At 73.6% G+C, this 17,187-nt stretch carries 10 protein-coding genes and 1 pseudogene; 6 read left to right on the top strand and 5 right to left on the bottom strand.

Annotated features, from left to right (window positions below; genetic code table 11):
- Positions 1 to 44: 44 nt before the first annotated feature.
- Positions 45 to 1,142 (bottom strand): enolase C-terminal domain-like protein, encoded by a 1,098-nt coding sequence (locus ACZ6W9_RS04275; protein WP_362932700.1) that lies wholly within the window; start codon positions 1,140 to 1,142, stop codon positions 45 to 47.
- Positions 1,143 to 1,385: 243 nt separating this feature from the next.
- Between ACZ6W9_RS04275 and ACZ6W9_RS04270 the strand changes: the two genes are divergently transcribed.
- The 4 genes from ACZ6W9_RS04270 (at position 1,386) to ACZ6W9_RS04255 (ending at position 8,053) form a co-directional block, all read left to right on the top strand.
- A complete protein-coding gene (locus ACZ6W9_RS04270) occupies positions 1,386 to 3,152 on the top strand; it encodes a thiamine pyrophosphate-dependent enzyme (RefSeq protein WP_470116706.1) in 1,767 nt (588 codons plus the stop codon).
- 5 nt (positions 3,153 to 3,157) lie between these two features.
- Positions 3,158 to 6,196, top strand: coding sequence for an FAD-binding and (Fe-S)-binding domain-containing protein (locus ACZ6W9_RS04265; RefSeq protein WP_470116705.1), 3,039 nt, complete (start codon positions 3,158 to 3,160; stop codon positions 6,194 to 6,196).
- Positions 6,197 to 6,350: 154 nt separating this feature from the next.
- Entirely contained in the window at positions 6,351 to 6,998 is a 648-nt protein-coding gene (locus ACZ6W9_RS04260; protein WP_470116704.1) for a MarR family winged helix-turn-helix transcriptional regulator, read from the top strand.
- A complete protein-coding gene (locus tag ACZ6W9_RS04255) occupies positions 6,995 to 8,053 on the top strand; it encodes a glucose 1-dehydrogenase (protein WP_389961358.1) in 1,059 nt (352 codons plus the stop codon). The genes ACZ6W9_RS04260 and ACZ6W9_RS04255 overlap by 4 nt, the downstream gene beginning before the upstream one ends.
- Here ACZ6W9_RS04255 and ACZ6W9_RS04250 read toward each other — a convergent pair.
- From ACZ6W9_RS04250 to ACZ6W9_RS04240, 3 genes and pseudogenes are all read right to left on the bottom strand, one after another.
- Positions 8,037 to 9,020, bottom strand: a complete 984-nt coding sequence (locus ACZ6W9_RS04250; RefSeq protein ID WP_362932692.1) for a DUF5996 family protein — start codon at positions 9,018 to 9,020, stop codon at positions 8,037 to 8,039. The genes ACZ6W9_RS04255 and ACZ6W9_RS04250 overlap by 17 nt on opposite strands.
- A 61-nt stretch (positions 9,021 to 9,081) precedes the next feature.
- Positions 9,082 to 10,032 (bottom strand): annotated as a pseudogene (locus ACZ6W9_RS04245) (NAD(P)-dependent oxidoreductase); the annotation flags it as partial.
- 171 nt (positions 10,033 to 10,203) lie between these two features.
- Positions 10,204 to 10,605 carry a DUF7144 family membrane protein gene (locus ACZ6W9_RS04240; protein WP_389961362.1) on the bottom strand — a complete coding sequence of 134 codons (402 nt, stop codon included), beginning with the start codon at positions 10,603 to 10,605 and terminating at the stop codon, positions 10,204 to 10,206.
- Positions 10,606 to 10,807: 202 nt separating this feature from the next.
- Between ACZ6W9_RS04240 and ACZ6W9_RS04235 the strand changes: the two genes are divergently transcribed.
- Positions 10,808 to 14,479, top strand: coding sequence for an AfsR/SARP family transcriptional regulator (locus ACZ6W9_RS04235; RefSeq protein WP_470116703.1), 3,672 nt, complete (start codon positions 10,808 to 10,810; stop codon positions 14,477 to 14,479).
- 162 nt (positions 14,480 to 14,641) lie between these two features.
- Positions 14,642 to 16,210, top strand: coding sequence for an MFS transporter (locus ACZ6W9_RS04230; protein WP_470116702.1), 1,569 nt, complete (start codon positions 14,642 to 14,644; stop codon positions 16,208 to 16,210).
- Positions 16,211 to 16,785: 575 nt separating this feature from the next.
- Here ACZ6W9_RS04230 and ACZ6W9_RS04225 read toward each other — a convergent pair.
- Positions 16,786 to 17,148, bottom strand: a complete 363-nt coding sequence (locus tag ACZ6W9_RS04225; protein WP_389961368.1) for a hypothetical protein — start codon at positions 17,146 to 17,148, stop codon at positions 16,786 to 16,788.
- Positions 17,149 to 17,187: the final 39 nt, after the last annotated feature.

The following is a 17,187-nucleotide window of genomic DNA, read 5'->3' as shown; positions in this document are numbered from 1 at the left end:
TCCAATGGCTCCGACGGCTCCGATGGCTCCGATGGCTCCGATGGTCAGGCGACACGGTGGCCGGCGGCGGCGCCGGGCCGCAGGGTCAGGCCGTGGCCGGGCGTGTCGGCGCGGGGGCGCGCGGTCCCGCCCGCGGGGTCGGCGGCGCCGTCGAACAGCTCGGCCTCGATGCGCGCGTGGTCGTGGAACCACTCGACGTGGCGCAGGCCGGCGGTGGCCGCGGCGGCGGGCAGGTGCAGGTTGGGCGCGCAGTGCGCGGACACCTCCAGGTGGTGCCCGGCGGCGATCGCCGCGGCGCCGAACCAGCCGGTGTAGCCGCCGCAGCGGGTGGCGTCGACCTGCAGGCAGTCCACGGCGCCCGCCTGGCACATCCGAGTGAAGTAGGTCAGGTCGCTCCCGTACTCGCCGGCGGCGACGTCGGCGCCGATCCGTTCGCGCACGAGGCGCAGCCCGGCCAGGTCGTCGGAGGAGACCGGCTCCTCGAACCAGCTCACGCCCTGGCCCTCGAGGAGCGGGGCCAGCCGTACGGCCTGCTTGGCGGTGTAGCCGCCGTTGGCGTCGACGTACAGCTCGGCTCCGGGGCCGACGGCCTCCCGGGCGACGGCGACGCGGTGCAGGTCGCGGTCCGCAGCGGCACCTCGGGACTCGCCGATCTTGATCTTCACCCGGGGGATGCCCAGCTCGTGGGTCCAGTGCCGGAGCTGGGCGCGGGTGGTGTCGTCGTCGTAGGTGGTGAACCCGCCCGACCCGTAGACCGGCACGTCCGGGCGGGCGGCGCCGAACAGGCGGGTGAGCGGCGTGCCCAGCAGCCGGGCCTTGAGATCCCACAGGGCGACGTCCACCGCGGAGATCGCGTATCCGGCGATCCCGGGACGGCCGGCGTTGCGCACCCGGCGGGTCATCGCCGTCCAGGCCGCGGGGATGTCCATCGCGTCGGAGCCGGTCACCGTATCGGTCAGGACCTCGGTGACGAAGGCCGCGGCGGCCGCGGGCGCATAGGTCCACCCGGTGCCGACGGCGCCCTCCGCTCCGGCCTCGACCACCACCAGCGTCGTCGCGTCCCAGGCCAGCGTGCCGTCCGCCTCGGGGCGGTCGGCCGGCACGCGGTAGGCCGCGGCGCGTATCTCCTTGATCGCCGTCATCGTGCCCCCTCTCCGCCGGGCGTTCCACCGGACGTCCTCCTCCGTGGGCGTCGCGATGGCCGCTCTCTCCGCCGGGCGCCCTCCTTCGTGAGCGTCGCGGCGGACCCCTCTCTGCCGAGCCTCCCGCCGGAGACCGAGCCGCCATATCCCCGGAATATTTGATTAACGGCAAATTTCAGTAAAAAGCGAGATTTTCCATCCGGTGAATGTTTGGCGGCACCCACCCGGCGCACGCTCGCGGGTATGACCGACATCGCCTCGGAAGTCCTCATCGAGCGGCTGGCCGCATGGGGAGTCGACACCGTCTTCGGGCTACCCGGCGACGGCATCAACGGGATCATGGAAGGGCTGCGCCGCCACGCCGACCGGGTCCGGTTCGTCCTCGTGCACCACGAGGAGGCCGCCGCGTTCATGGCCGCCGGCCACGCCAAGGCGACCGGCCGGATCGGGGTCTGCCTGGCGACCTCCGGGCCCGGCGGCATCCACCTGCTCAACGGCCTCTACGACGCCAAACTCGATCACCAGCCCGTGCTGGCGATCACCGGCATGCAGGAGACCAGCGTGCTGGGCACGGGCTACCAGCAGGAGGTCCACCTCGACCGGCTGTACGCCGACGTCGCCGACTACAACCTCGTCGTGGACAACCCGGCGCAGCTCCCCGGGGTGGTGGACATCGCGATCCGCACCGCCTACGCCCGGCGCGGCGTGGCCCACCTGTGCCTGCCCAACGACGTGCAGGTGGCCCCGGCCGACGCCGACCCCTACCGGCACGTCGCCCCGGCGCGGCCCCCCGCGACCGCGCCGATCTACCTGCCCGCGCCCGGCGTGCCCCGCCGCGAGGACCTGGAGGCCGCCGCGGAGGTGCTCGACGCCGGTGAGCGGGTCGCGATCCTGGCCGGCGCCGGCGCCCTGCACGCGCGGGAGGAGGTGCTGGCCACCGCCGACGTCCTGGGCGCCCCGGTGATCAAGACGCTGCCCGGCAAGGCCGTCATCCCCGACGACTCGCCCTACTCGGTCGGCGGGATCGGCCTGCTGGGCACCCGGCCCGGGGAGGACCTCATCGAGGACTGCGACACCCTGCTCATGGTCGGCACCAACTTCCCCTACACCAAGCACCTGCCCGAGCCGGGCGAGGTGCGCGTGGTGCAGATCGAGGCCGACCCGTCGCGGGCCGGCGTGCGCATGCCGACCCAGGTGCCGATGATCGGCGACGCGAAGGAGGGGCTGGCCGCGCTGCTGCCGCTGCTGAGGCGCAAGGACGACCGGAGCCACCTGGAGAAGTACCGGCGGGCGATGGACCGCTGGCGCGCCGACATGGCGGCCCTGGAGTCGCCCGACCGCGACCCGATCGCCCCGCAGTACCTGATGGGCTGCGTGGACCGGGCCGCCGTCGGCGACGCGATCCTCACCTGCGACTCCGGCACGATCGCCACCTGGGCGGCGCGGCACTGGACGATCCGGGGCGACCGGCGCTTCTACCTGTCGGGCAACCTCGCCACGATGGCGCCCGGCCTGCCGTACGCGATCGCGATGCAGCACGCCTTCCCCGGGCGGCAGGTGATCGCGTTCGTCGGCGACGGCGGCTTCGCGATGCTGATGGCCGAGTTCCTCACCGCCGCGCAGCACCGGCTGCCGATCAAGGTCGTGGTCAACAACAACAACTCCCTCGGCCAGATCCTGTGGGAGCAGATGGTGCTCGGCTACCCGGAGCACGGCGTGCGGTTCGCCGAGCCGGCCTCCGACTTCTCCGCCTGGGCGCGTTCCTGCGGGGCCTACGGCCGCAAGGTGAAGGCCCCCGGCGACGTCGAGGAGGCCGTACGGCAGGCGCTCGCGCACGACGGTCCCGCCCTGGTGGACGTGGACGTCAACCCCAACGAGCCGCCGATGCCCGGAAAGGTCGGCCACGACCAGGCGGTCAAGTTCGCCGAGGCGTTCCTCAGGGGGCAGCCGCACCGGGCGGCGATCGCCACCACCCTGTTCAAGGACAAGATCTCCCAGCTGGGGAGGTGAGCGCGATGAGTCCGGTCGTCCCGATGCCGTCGCCGGTCACGGCCCGCCCGGCCCAGCCGTACGTGCGGGTGCGCGACCTGGAGCGCGACCTGACCGCCCGGGTGGACGGCGAGGTGCGGTTCGACCCCGGCAGCCGCGGCGCCTACTCCACCGACGGGTCCAACTACCGACAGGTGCCGCTGGGCGTGGTGGTGCCCCGCACGGTCGAGGCCGCCGCCGAGGCGGTCGCGGTCTGCCGGGAGCACGGCGCGCCCGTCACCTCTCGGGGCGGCGGCACCAGCCTGGCCGGGCAGACCTGCAACGTCGCCGTGGTGATCGACTGGTCGAAGCACTGCGACCGCCTCGTCTCCGTGGACGCCGACGCCCGGACCTGCGTCGTCGAACCGGGCATCGTGCTCGACGTCCTCAACGCGCGGCTCGCGCCGACGGGGCTGATGTTCGGGCCCCGGCCCTCCACGCACTCCCAGTGCACGCTCGGCGGGATGATCGGCAACAACTCCTGCGGATCGACCGCGCAGGCGTACGGCAAGACCGCCGACAACGTCGGCCGCCTGGAGGTCCTCACCTACGACGGCGCCCGGATGTGGGTCGGCGCGACCGACGAGGAGGAGTACGCGCGGATCCTCGCCGGGGGCGGCCGGCGCGCGGAGATCTACCGCGAGCTGCGGGAGATCGTCGCCGCCGACGCCGGGGAGATCCGCCGCCGCTTCCCCGACATCCCGCGGCGGGTGTCGGGCTACAACATCGACCAGCTCCTGCCCGGCGGCGACTTTAACATGGCCAGGGCACTGGTCGGCTCCGAGGGCACGCTGGTCACCGTGCTGCGGGCCGAACTGCTCCTGGTGCCCGCCCCGGCCGCCGAGAGCCTCGTCCTCCTCGGCTACCACGACATCGTCACCGCCGCCGACGCGGTGCCGCGCATCGCCGCCCACCGTCCGCTCCAGCTTGAGGGCGTCGACGACAAGCTGATCGACTACGAACGGCGCAAGGGCATGCACCCCGAGGCGGTGAAACGGCTGCCCGAGGGCGGCGGCTGGCTGATGGTGTCCTTCGGCGCCGACTCCCAGCGCGAGGCCGACGAGCGGGCCCGCGCCCTCACCGACGACCTCAGCGGCACCGGGCACGAACCGCACATCGCCTTCTTCGACGACGAGAAGACCGAGAAGCAGCTCTGGGAGCTCCGCGAGTCCGGCCTGGGAGCCACCGCGCGCGTCCCCGGCATGCACGAGACGTGGGAGGGCTGGGAGGACTCCGCCGTACCGCCGGAACGGCTCGGCGGCTACCTGCGGGACCTGCGCGCCCTCCTGGAGGAACACGGGTACGGCGCCGCCTCGCTGTACGGGCACTTCGGTCAGGGCTGCGTGCACACCCGCATCCCGTTCGACCTGGTCACCGCCGACGGCGTCGCCGCCTTCACCTCCTTCCTCGACCGGGCCGCCGACCTGGTCGTCTCCTACGGCGGGTCGCTGTCGGGGGAGCACGGCGACGGCCAGGCGCGCGGGCAGCTGCTGCCCAGGATGTTCGGCGACACGGTCATGGCGGCGTTCGGCCGGGTCAAGGCGGTGTTCGACCCCGATGACCGGATGAACCCGGGGAAGATCGTCGCCCCCTACCGGGTGGACGAGAACCTGCGGCTGGGCACCGGCTGGACCCCGGCCGACCCGCGCGTCCACTTCGGCTACCCCGACGACGACGGAAGCTTCCAGCGCGCCGTCATGCGCTGCGTCGGCGTCGGGAAGTGCCGCAGTCACGACGGCGGCGTCATGTGCCCCTCCTACCGCGCCACCCGCGAGGAGGAGCACTCCACCCGGGGCCGTGCCCGGCTGCTGTTCGAGATGCTCGGCGGCCACGCCGACTCGCCGATCGGCGACGGCTGGCGCTCCGAGGCCGTACGGGACGCCCTCGACCTGTGCCTGGCGTGCAAGGGCTGCAAGCACGACTGCCCGATGAACGTCGACATGGCCACCTACAAGGCCGAGTTCCTCTCCCACCACTACGCCCGCAGGCTCCGCCCGGCCGCCCACTACTCGATGGGCTGGCTGCCGCTGTGGGCGCGCCTGGCCGCGCTCGCCCCGCGGGCGGCCAACGCGCTCGCCCACGGGCCCGGCACGGCGGCGCTGCTCAAGCGGCTGGGCGGTGTGGAGCCGGCCAGGAGCCTGCCGGTCTTCGCCGGCACCCGTTTCAGCGACCGGTACCGGCGGCGCGGCCCGCGCGGCGACGGGGAGCGCGGGCCGGTGCTGCTGTGGCCCGACACCTTCACCGACAACTTCGCCCCGGGGATCGGCCTCGCCGCGGTGGACGTGCTGGAGGACGCCGGGTACCGCGTCCTCGTCCCGCCCCGCACCCTGTGCTGCGGGCTGACCTGGATCTCCACCGGCCAGCTCGGCGTGGCCCGGCGGGTGCTGCGCCGTACCGTGGGCGCGCTCACCCCGCTGCTGCGCCGCGGCGTGCCGATCGTCGCACTGGAGCCGAGCTGCGCCGCCGTGTTCCGCGACGACGCCGCCGGACTGTTCCCGCACGACCGGGACGTGACCCGGCTGGCCGAGCAGACCCGCACGCTGGCCGAGCTGCTCGCGGGGACCGAGGGGTGGGAGCCGCCGCGGATCGGCGGGACGGCGGTCGCCCAGCCGCACTGCCACCACCACTCGGTCCTCGGCTACGACACCGACCGCCGTCTGCTGGAACGCGCCGGGGTCGACCTCGGCGTGGTCGGCGGCTGCTGCGGCCTCGCCGGGGACTTCGGTTTCACCGCCGGCCACCACGAGGTGTCGATGGCCTGCGCCGAGCAGGAGCTGCTTCCCGCCGTGCGCGCGGCCGGGCCGGACACGCTGATCCTGGCCGACGGGTTCAGCTGCCGGACCCAGCTCGAACAGGCCGGAACCGGCCGCCGGGCGCTGCACCTGGCGGAGGTCCTCGCCGCCGGTCGGGACCGGGAGCGGAATCAGGACCGGGGCCGGGACCGGGCGGAGGGGGTACGGGCGGACGGGACGCCGCCGGACGGGACACGGGCAGACGGGACACGGCCGGTTCGGGGCGGGAGGTGAGAACCGTGGACCACGGGGAACGCACCACGTCAGTGACCGCCACGGGCCGCGCCCCCGGGACCGCGGAGAACGCGCCGCGCGGACGGTCGCCCGGGGCCGTATCCGCCGGGAGGCCCCGGCGCCCGCGACCGGCGGACCACCCGAGAAAGGCGCGATGAACACCGACGAAGCCCGCGACGCCGCCGCCGGACCCCGGAACGGCCTGGCCACGGCGGTCTGGCGGGTCGAGGAGGCGTCGCTCGCCCTGGTGGAGATGACGCTCAACGCCGTCGCCGAGGACAGCGACCTGTCGGTCACGCAGCTGCGTGTACTGCTGGCGGTCGACCGGCACGGCCCCCTCAACCTCAGCGCGCTCGCCGCCCACCTCGCCATGTCGGTCTCCGCCGCCGGCCGGCTGGTCGCCCGGCTCGACGACGCCGGGCTGCTCACCCGCCTGCTGGCCCCGCACAGCCGCCGTGAGATCAGCATCGGCGTCACCGAGGCCGGCCGCCGGGCCATCGGACGTCTGCGCGCCGCCCGCCGTCGCCGTATCGCCGCCGCGCTGACCCGCCTGCCGCCCGGCACCCGGCAGGCGCTCGCCGGAGCCCTCACCGAGTTCACCGCCGCCGCGCGGACCGGCGAGGAACCCGGCGGCGGAACCGCGCGGGACCCCGGTGACGGGACCGTGCGGGACCCCGGCGGCGGAACCGCGCGGGACCCCGGCGGCGGGGCCGCGCGGGACCCGCTTCCGCCACCCGAGGACGCCGCCGGGTACGCCTCGGACCCGACGCGTACCGACCGGACCACCAGGAGGAACCAGTGACCACGCGAGCGCTGACCGTCGTACCGCAGCAGAAGGACTCGCTGGCGGTGACCGACGTCCCCGACCCGGAGCCCGGCGAGAACGACCTCCTCGTGGACGCGCTCGCCCTCGGGGTGTGCGGGACCGACCGGGAGATCGCCGCAGGTGACTACGGCACGGCGCCGGACGGACGGGACCGCCTCGTGATCGGGCACGAGTCCCTGGGCCGCGTACGGCGGGCGCCGGAAGGCAGCGGGTTCTCCGAGGGTGATCTCGTGGTCGGCGTGGTGCGGCGCCCCGACCCGGTGCCCTGCGGCGCGTGCGCGCGCGGCCAGTTCGACATGTGCCGCAACGGCCGCTACACCGAGCGCGGCATCAAGGATCTCGACGGTTACGGCAGCCGGTCCTGGACCGTGGAGGCCGACTACGCGGTCAGGCTCGATCCGGGGCTCGGCGAGGCCGGCGTGCTGATGGAGCCGACCAGCGTGGTGGCCAAGGCGTGGGAGCAGATCGAGAAGGTCGGCGGCCGGTCGTGGTTCGATCCGGAGACGGTGCTGGTCACCGGTGCCGGGCCGATCGGTCTGCTGGCCGCGCTGCTGGGCGTGCAGCGCGGCCTGGACGTCCACGTCCTGGACGTCGTCACCGAGGGACCCAAGCCGCGGCTCGTGGCCGACCTCGGGGCCACCTACCACTCCGGCGACCTCTCCGACGCGGCCGCCGCCGCCAAGCCCGACATCGTGATCGAGGCGACCGGGGTCAGCAAGGTCGTCTTCGACGCCATCACCGCCACCGTGCCCTACGGCGTCGTCTGCCTGACGGGCGTCTCCCCGTACGGGCGGCGGCTGACGGTCGACGCGGGCGGCCTGAACCGGGAGATCGTCCTGGAGAACGACGCGGTGATCGGGTCCGTCAACGCCAACCTCGGCCACTACGCCGCGGCAGCCGAGGCGCTGGCCAAGGCCGACCGCGACTGGCTGGGACGGCTCATCACCCGGCGGGTGCCGCTGGAGCGGTTCGCCGAGGCGTTCACCGCCGAACCCGAGGACGTCAAGGTGGTCATCACCTTCGAGGACTGATCCGCGAACCCGAGGCGGCGGGCGCCCGGCCCGCGGCCCTGCGGGGCTGTGGGGGCTGGACCCGCTGGAGTGCCTCGGCCGGCCAGTCCTGCAGGCTCGCCGCGGCCTCGAAGGTGGACTGGGCGAAGTCGAGGATCGCCCCGCGAGGGTCGGGGGCGTTCCTGACGTCGTCGTAGCGCAGCACGAACTCGCCGAAGGCGTCGTCGTAGCGGGCCGCCTCGGGCAGGACGGGCCGGTCACGGAAGCCGGGAGGCTCGGGGTAGGCGTAGGAGTAGAACACCGGCTGGTCGATCCGGGCGCCGTTGATCCATGTCCCGCCCGGCCAGAAGCCGAGGTCGCTCTGCTCGGCGTTGAAGCTCAGCCTGGTGACGGGATCGGCGCCGGACGGCGGCTCGGCGGGCCGGCCGGAGTAGCGGGTCGTGGACAGGTCGAACGCGCCCCAGTAGAACTGCACCGGGCTGCACTTGCCGGCGAACCGGGCCCGGAACTCGGTGAAGACCTCCTCCACCCGCAGGAGCACCTGCCAGAACCGCTGGACCTGCGCCGCCTCGTAGGTGGCGTGGCGGTCGTCCCGGTCGAACCGTACGGGGTCGGCGAACTCGACCGGCATCGTGCGGATCTCGACGTCCACCCCGAGGTGGGCCAGGGAGCGCAGGACTTCGGCGTAGAAGTCGCGCACCGAACCGCCCAGCGCGATCGTGCGGCGCCCGCCGTCGGAGGTCTCGATGTGCAGGGAGTGGTCGAGCAGGTCGAAACAGATCTCGAAGGTGCGCTCGCCGTACGGGATCGGGCCGGTGGAAAGGCCCCGGGCCGTGAGGTGGAAGGCCACCTGCCACCAGTGGTTGACCATCGGCCGCAGGGCGAGCGAGATCTTCCCGACCACCTGCGCGTACATGTGCAGCGTGTCGTAGGTGTGCTGCCATCCGCTCACCGGCAACGCCGGCCAGCCGTTCCCACGTTCGGCCATCGCACCGTTCCTCTCTTCCTCTCGTCCGCCCGCCCCGAATGCCCGGGACGCCGGGGTCGCGTCACCGAGCCTCGGGTTCCGGGGGTTCGGGTTCCGGGGGGCCAGGTTCCGGGGTCGCTGCGCCGGGGGCCGGGTTCCCGGGGCGTCCGGGGCCGTGCTCCGCGCGGAGCAGTTCCACGACCGCGCCGATGTCGGCGTCCCCCCAGCCGCTCGCGGCCGCCTCCTCGTAACGGCGCTCGACCGTCCGGGCGATCGGCAGGTCGAGGCCGAGCGACCGGGCGAGCCCGATCACGAGCCGCAGGTCCTTGGCGCCGAGGCGCGTCGTGAACCAGCCCTCGTGGTCGCCGTGGAAGATGTCGTCGAGCCGGTTGTGCACGCCGGGGGCGACCGTCGGCCACTGGTAGAGGAAGTCCTGCATCATCCTCTCGTCGAGCCCGGCCGCCTGCCCGGTGGCGACCACCTCGGAGAGCAGCGCGACGCCGGACATGAGCAGGTGGTTGTTGAGGACCTTGTAGATCAGGCCGGCGCCCGGGTCCTCCCCGCAGTACCACTGGACCGAGAAGACGTCGGGCCACAGGGACCGGATCCGGTCCATGACCTCCCGGTCCCCGCTCAACAGCCCCATGGCCTGTCCGGCGGCGAGCGCGGCCGGTCCCCCGACGACGGGAGCGGCCACGAACCGGTGCTCCGGCGTCATCTCCCGCAGTTCCCGGGCCGTGTCCGGCGACACCGTGCTCATGTCGACGACGACCGGCGGGTCGGGGCCCATGTGCGCCGCGAGACGGGTCAGGACGTCGCGGCACGCCCGGTCGTCGGTGAGCGTCATCAGGACGGCGTCGGCGTCACGGGCGGCCGCCTCGGGGCTGGACGTCTCCTCGGCGCCCGCCCGGACCAGCTCCCCGGTCCTGCCCCGGGTACGGTTCCAGACCCGCACCGTGTGTTCGCGGGCGAGCAGCCGCCGGGCCAGCGCCGTGCCCATCCGCCCCACTCCCAGCACCGCCACCCGCATGTGCCGCTCCCCCCAGGCCGCCGGTTCCGCGGCCGTCCGGTCGTCCCGCTGCTCCGTCGCCTGCCGTCCGGTCGTCCCGCCTGTTCCGCCCGTTCCGTCACCTGTCGCTCCGTCGTCCGGCGGCCACCGCTCCCGGGTTCCGCCGTCCCGTCCCGCCGTGACCGCCGGTGGTCGTCAGGCCGCCTTCTCCACCTCGTGCCCGTGCACGATCAGGGCGTAGATCACCAGGACGTCGATCGCGATGACGATCAGGGACCACCAGGGATAGGCGGGAATGAAGAGCATGTGCTCGATGGCGTTCAGCGCGACGAGCACGACCGCCACGACGCGGGCCCACGTCTGCCCGGTGACGAGGGCGATGCCCACCGCGATCAGGAGGATGCCGAGGATCAGGTGGATCCACCCCCACGCCGGCAGGTTGAGGAACACCACCTGGTCGCCCGTCTGCACGTAGAGTGCGCCCCGGAAAATGGCCGACAGGCCCGTGATGACGTTGAAGACGCCCACCAGGATCATCATCACCGCGGCGAACCATATCCAGCCGAGCCAGCCGCTCGCCCGCGCGCCGTATGCCATGCCGACCCCCGTTTCCCGCGGGTCCCCGTGAGGGCCGTTCCCGCGCGGCGTCCGTCCCCGGCACAACGAAGACGTCGATGCCGGTGAACAGCATCTGCTAAGGGATAATCCCCCGTTTTTCATCGTTTCACCGTTTTGTCGGGTTCTTTCCGATTCCCTGACGTCCGACCCGTCCGGGCGCTCATGACGGAGAATCGGAGTCGTGCGGTTCGGCATCCTCGGCCCAACGGAGGTACGGCCCGCCGACGGGCGTCCGGTGCCCGTCGGCGGACCACGGTTGCGCGCGCTGCTGGCACTCCTGCTCCTCGCCCCCGGCCGGGTGGTGACCACGGCCCGGCTCATCGAGGGCCTGTACGGCGACGACCCGCCCGCGGGCGCCGGCAACGCGCTCCAGGCACAGGTCTCCCGGCTCCGCCACCTGCTGGACACCGCCGGCGCGGCCGGAACCGCGAGCGGCGGCACGGACGGCGACGCGGACGACACCGCGGGCGGCGGCGCGAACGGTGGCCGCGGAATGGTGACGCGCCATCCTGCGGGCTACCGGCTCGCCGTACCTCCCGAGGCCGTGGACGCGCACCGTTTCGAACGGCTCGCCCGGCAGGGCCGCGCCGCCCTGGCATCGGGGCGTCATGAGCGGGCCGGGGAACTGCTCGGCGAGGCGCTGGGCCTGTGGCGGGGACCCGCTCTGGCCGACGTCCTGAACGCGCCGTTCGCCACCGCCGCGGCCGCCCGCCTGGAGGAGGCGCGGATCGCCGCCGCCGAGGACCACGCCGAGGCCCGGCTCGCCCTCGGGCGACATCGCGAGCCGGTCGCGGGCCTCCGTATGCCGGTCACGGACCTCCAAGCACCCGTTGCAGACCTCCAAGCATTGGTCACGGACCTCCAGGCACCGGTCGCGGACCTCCATACGCCCCCCGCGGACCTCCATACGCCGGCCGCGGACCTCCATACGCCCCCCGCGGACCTCCATACGCCCCCCGCGGACCTCCGTACGCCGGCCGCGGACCTCCGTACGCTGGTCGCGGATCTTCATGAGCTGGTCGCGGCCCACCCGCTGCGCGAGCGGCTGCGCGGCCAGCTCATGCGCGCGCTGTACGCGTGCGACCGGCAGGCCGAGGCGCTCGCGGTCTACGAGGACGTTCGCGCGCGGCTGGCCGACGAGCTCGGCGCCGACCCGTCACCGGAGCTGAGGGCGATCCACCTTTCGGTGCTCCGGGGCACCCTGCCCGTTCCCGGACCGGACGTCCCACCGGCCGGGGACCGGAGCCCGCGTTCCGGAGACGGCGCGAGCGCGCGGGCCGGCGTTCCCGCGCAGCTCACACCCCTGGTAGGCCGGACGGACGAACTGGCGCGGATCGGCGGTCTGCTCGCCGGGTCCCGCCTCGTCACGCTCACCGGGCCCGGCGGTACCGGCAAGACCCGGCTGGCGGCCGAGGCGGCCGCGCACGGTCACGACGATGTCTGCTTCGTCGAGCTGGCGCCGCTCACCGACGGCTCCGACGTGCCCCGCGCGGTTCTCGGCGCGCTGGGGCTCCACGAGCCCGGGATGCTGCCCGCCCCGGGCGGAGCCGTGCCCGACCCGGTCGTGAGGATGGTCGCCGCGCTCGCCGAGCGGCGGACGTTGCTCGTCCTGGACAACTGCGAGCACGTGGTCGAGGCCGCCGCCGCGCTGGCCGCCCGGCTCCTGAGCGGCTGCCCCGGGCTGCGCGTCCTCGCCACCAGCCGCGAGCCGCTCGGCATCACCGGTGAGGCGCTGTGCCCCGTCCCCCCGCTCCCGCTCCCGCCCCCGGATGTCCCCGCCGCCGAGGCGCTCGGCTTCCCCGCCGTCCGGTTGTTCGCCGAGCGGGCGGCGGCCGTACGGCCCGGGTACGCGGTGGAGTCCGAGGCCGACGCGGTCCTGCGCGTCTGCCGGGCCCTCGACGGCCTGCCGCTGGCGATCGAACTGGCCGCGGCCCGTCTGCGGTCGCTGACGGCCGCCGAGGTCGCCGCCCGGCTGGACGACCGTTTCCGGCTGCTGTCCCGAGGCAGCCGCACGGCCCAGCCGCGCCACCGGACGCTGCGCGCGGCGGTGGAGTGGAGCTGGGACCTGCTCGACGAGGACGAACGGACGATGGCCGGGCGTCTCACGGTCTTCGCGGGCGGCGCCACGCTGGAGGCCGTCGAGCGGGTGACCGGGATGCCGGACGCGGTCGACCTGCTGGCCGGCCTGGTGGACAAGTCGCTGGTGGAGGTGGTGGGCGACCGCTACCGGATGCTCGACACGATCCGCGCCTTCTGTGCCGAACGACTCGCCGACGCGGGTGAGGAGGAGGCGCTGCGCCGGGCGCATGGCGAGTACTTCCTCGGTCTGGCCGAGTCCGCCGACCCGCACCTGCGCGACGCCGAGCAGCTCGAGTGGTTGCGGCGGCTGGACCGGGAGTACGAGAACCTGCGCGCCACGGTGCACCGGGCCGTCCTCCCCGCGGAGGTCCCGGGGACGGTGGGATCTCCCGGTTCCCCGGGCTCCCCGGGTTCCCCCGGCGCTTCCGGTCCCTCCACCCCCGCTCATGACTCCGGCTCCTTCGGATCCCCCGGCCCCTCCGGTTCCGGTTCCGGTTCCACGCGTTCCTCCGGCCCCTTCGAGCCGGTGTTCGCGCTGCGGCTGCTGTCGGCCCTGACCCCGTACTGGTGGCTGCGGGGGCTGCGGGGTGAGGCGGCGGCCCCGGCCCGGCGGCTCCTCGATCGGATCGGCCTTCGCCCTCCGGCCGGCGCGGAGGAGGAGTACGCCCTGTGCGTGTTCCTCGCGGCGTCGGCGGGCAGGCATGATCCGCGGCTCAGGCCGTACGTCGAGGTCGCCGAGGCGATCATCGCCGGTCTCGACGGACCGCCCCGGCAGCCCTTCACCCTCGTGGTCCAGGCGGTGGTCCTGGGCATGCCGCAGGGGGACCTCTACCTGCGGTCCATCCGGCGGTTGGACCGGCTCGGCCTGGATCCGTGGACCCGCGCGCTGCTCGACTTCGGATACGGCTACCACTGGTGGTCGAACGGACGGCCGGTGGAGGCCGAACACGACTTCGAGGCGTCCCTGAAGAGGTTCCGGTCCCTCGGCGACCGCTGGGGAACGGTCACCGCGCTCACCTCGCTGGCCGAGCTCGCCATCTGGCGAAGGGACGACGGCAGAGCCGCCGGGCTGGTCGGCGAGGCCATGTCCCTCGCGGAGGAGCTGGACGCCACCACCGACCTGGCCGACCTGCTGTGCCGCCGTGCCGAGCTGGACGTACGGGCGGGAGATCTGGACGGCGCCCGGGACGGGTACGAGCGCGCGGCCGGGTTCGCCCGCCGGGCGGGCGATCCGGCGACGCTGGCCGGCGCCCGTCTCGGTCTCGGCGAGGTCGCCCGGATCCGCGGAGATCTCGCCGGGGCCCGCGCCTGTTACGAGACCGCTCTCGCCGGATGCGACCTGGAGGGGTACCTCGCCGAGGAGGTGCGCGGGCGGCTGCGCGTCGCCCTGGGCAGGCTCGCCGAGATGGAGGGTGACGCCCGCGAGGCACTGGACCGGCACCTCTCGGCGCTCTCCGGTACGGCATGGCGGCGCAACCCGCCGCTGGCCGCCCTCGCCACGGAAGGTCTGGCGGGTGTGGCCCTGCTGGAGGGGGACGGTGAACGAGCCGCCTTCCTGCTGGGTCTCGGCGAGGCCCTGCGCGGCGTCTCCGTACCGGCCGGTCCGGACGACCCGGACGTCGCCCGGGTCGGAGCCGGAGCCCGCGCCCTGGCCGGTGACGCGGTGTTCGAGGCGGCCCACCGGCGGGGAGGCGGCCTCACCATCGGCCGGGCGCTCGACGCCCTCGACCGGATCCGCACGGGCGCCGGGGAGCCGTCCACGCCCGGACGATGAGCCGCACGGGCGCCGGGCAGCCGTCCATGTCCCGACGATGAGCCGCACCGTCCCCGGGCGGCCGTCCACGCGTCCGCGCCCCGGCGATGAGCCGCACCGCCCGTCGGGAGCTCGTCAGCGTCCGGTCAGCGAACCGTCGGGGAGAACGGCGACGCTGCGTCCATGACCTCCCCCACGATCTCCACGACGCGCAGGTGGGGCACGCTGGTGATCGCCTGCCTCGCCGTACTGCTTCTGTCCATCGATCTCACGGTGCTGCACCTGGCCGCGCCCAGGCTGGCCGAGGACATGCGGCCCTCCGCCCCCCAGTTCCTGTGGATCGCCGACGTGTACGGCTTCGCGCTGGCCGGTCTCCTCGTCACCATGGGCAACATCGGTGACCGGATCGGGAGGCGGCGGTTGCTGCTGATCGGCATGACCGCCTTCGGAGCGGCCTCGGCGCTGACCGCGTACGCGCCGGCCCCGGGATGGCTCATCGCGGCCCGGGCGCTGCTCGGCGTCGCGGGCGCCACCGTCATGCCGTCCACGCTGTCGATCATCCGGAACGTCTTCACCGACACGAGGCAACGAGCCACCGCCGTCGGCGTCTGGAGCAGCGTCTCGGCGCTGGGGTTCGCCGTCGGCCCGCTGGCCGGCGGGCTCCTGCTCGACCACTTCTGGTGGGGCTCGGTCTTCCTGATCAACGTTCCGGTGGCCGTATTGATCGTGGTGGCCGGCGCCTTCGTGCTTCCCGAGTCGCGCAACCCCCGCCCCGGACGAATCGACGCGGTGAGCGTGCCGTTGTCCGCCGTGGGCGTCGTCGCCGTGATCTACGCGCTGAAGACCGCCGCCCACGACGGCGTCACCGGTGCGGGCGTCTGGGCGGCGGGGGCGTTCGGCGTCGCAGCCCTCGTCATGTTCACCCGGCGCCAGACGCGGCTGGCCGAGCCCCTCATCGACGTCCGGCTCTTCCGCCACCGCGCCTTCTCCGGGGCGATCGGGGCCAACATGGTCGGGATCTTCGCGATGCTCTCGTCGTCCCTCGCCTTCGCCCAGTACTTCCAGCTCGTCCGGGGCTGGTCGCCCCTGGTCTCCGGGCTGGCGAGCCTCCCCGGCGGCCTGGGGGCGGCGCTGGGCGGCGCCCTGGCCTCCAGCCTGATCATGGCCGTCGGCCGGGCCCGGGTCACCGCCCTGGGACTGGCGATGACCGCCGCGGGGTTCCTCATGTACAGCCGGATGGACGCCGGCACCGGTTACGCGTACATGCTGGCCGCGATGCTGGTCGCCTCCGCCGGCACGGGTCTCGCCTTCGCGGTGACCAACGACACCGTTCTGGCCTCGGTGCCCAGGGAGCGGGCGGGCGCGGCGTCCGCGATCGCGGAGACCGCCCAGGAGATGGGCGGCGCGCTGGGCATCGCCGTACTGGGAAGCGTGCTGAACGGCGTCTACCGCGATCGCCTGGAGCTGCCCTCCGGGGTGCGGCCGGAGGACGCGCGTCAGATCGGCGAGTCGCTCGGCGGGGCACTGGAGACGGCGGCCTCCCTGCCTCCGGCGCTGGCCGGAGCCGTCGCCGAGGCGGCACGGAGGACGTTCGTCACCGCCATGCAGCTGACGGTGCTGACCGGCGCCGCTCTTCTCGCTCTTCTCGCGGTGGCGGTGCTCTTCGCCCTGCGCGGTGTCCCGAAGGTGATCCCCGAGGTGGTCCTCGACGACCGGGGCGGGGCGCACGAGAAAGCCGCGACGGCGGGATGACGGGTCCGCCGAGGTGCTCGGCGGCGCAGGGATCCCGGACGGGCCGCCTCCGCTGCGGCTCCGCACGGGTTCGGGACGGACCGCTTCCCCGCGACTCCGCGCGGTGGCGGTCCGCAGCCGGCGGAGCGGAATACGAAGGCCGTTCATATCGGCCACCGGCCGGGGAGCCGAGGCCGGAACCGTGAATGCGACGTCGTCCACCGGCGCGGCGATCCCCCGCAAGAGCGGCAATTCACCACAAGAGCAACGTCAAACCTGTCGTAGATGAATGTTGGATAACAAGAAAGGCCGGACCCCGGGGATGACGCACCCGCCGAGGCCGTCCGCAGGGATTCGGACGGCCTCGCCATCCATGGAACAGGCCAGCGGACCGGGGTTTCGGACAGCCATTTATTGCGATTATAAGCTAATTAAAACCTAATAACCATAAGTGATGATTACCCGGCCCCTTTACCTTCCCTAGGGATCACGGTCAGTCTAATATTTGGACCTATGTCATGGCGCGCATCAGATTTCCCAGATAGGAACGCTGGTTCCGCCTACCCCGCAGGATCTTCCCGGGCAGACGAATTCGATCACCTGTCGGACTGGCATCCACCGCGGCTGCTCGCATTCGACCCTCGGAAGCTCATTCTGTTCAGCGCAATTCTGGTGATCTTGATCGGCGCGGGGGTCTGGTTGACCACCTCGAACGCCCCCAGCCCCGGCGCGCTGGCCGCGGACCCGTCATCCGCGCCACCCGACGCGGACTGGAGGACGGCGTCCCCCTCGGCTTCCGCCTCGGTCTCCGCCACCCCGTCCACTCCCATCTCGTCCCCCTCCGCCCCCGTCTCCTCCCCGGAGCCGGACGCTCCCAGCGCGTCCGGTGCGCCGGAGAAACCGAAGAAGAACGACAAGCCCGGCAAGGCCGACGTGAAACCCACGGTTCCGCCGTCCACTGCGCCCAGGACCGGCGCCGGTGAGCGGACGGAGACCAG

It is taken from the genome of Streptosporangium sp. NPDC053982 (genome assembly GCF_055585205.1).
Note: the sequence above shows the minus strand (reverse complement) of the source record. Positions and strands in the feature narration are given on the sequence as shown.

Excerpts from the sequence above, each read along its gene's own strand:
- ACZ6W9_RS04275 (WP_362932700.1), bottom strand. The coding sequence starts at position 1,142 with ATGACGGCGATCAAGGAGATACGCGCCGCGGCCTACCGCGTGCCGGCC.
- ACZ6W9_RS04260 (WP_470116704.1), top strand. The coding sequence starts at position 6,351 with ATGAACACCGACGAAGCCCGCGACGCCGCCGCCGGACCCCGGAACGGC.
- ACZ6W9_RS04265 (WP_470116705.1), top strand. The coding sequence starts at position 3,158 with ATGAGTCCGGTCGTCCCGATGCCGTCGCCGGTCACGGCCCGCCCGGCC.
- ACZ6W9_RS04250 (WP_362932692.1), bottom strand. The coding sequence starts at position 9,020 with ATGGCCGAACGTGGGAACGGCTGGCCGGCGTTGCCGGTGAGCGGATGG.
- ACZ6W9_RS04270 (WP_470116706.1), top strand. The coding sequence starts at position 1,386 with ATGACCGACATCGCCTCGGAAGTCCTCATCGAGCGGCTGGCCGCATGG.
- ACZ6W9_RS04230 (WP_470116702.1), top strand. The coding sequence starts at position 14,642 with ATGACCTCCCCCACGATCTCCACGACGCGCAGGTGGGGCACGCTGGTG.
- ACZ6W9_RS04240 (WP_389961362.1), bottom strand. The coding sequence starts at position 10,605 with ATGGCATACGGCGCGCGGGCGAGCGGCTGGCTCGGCTGGATATGGTTC.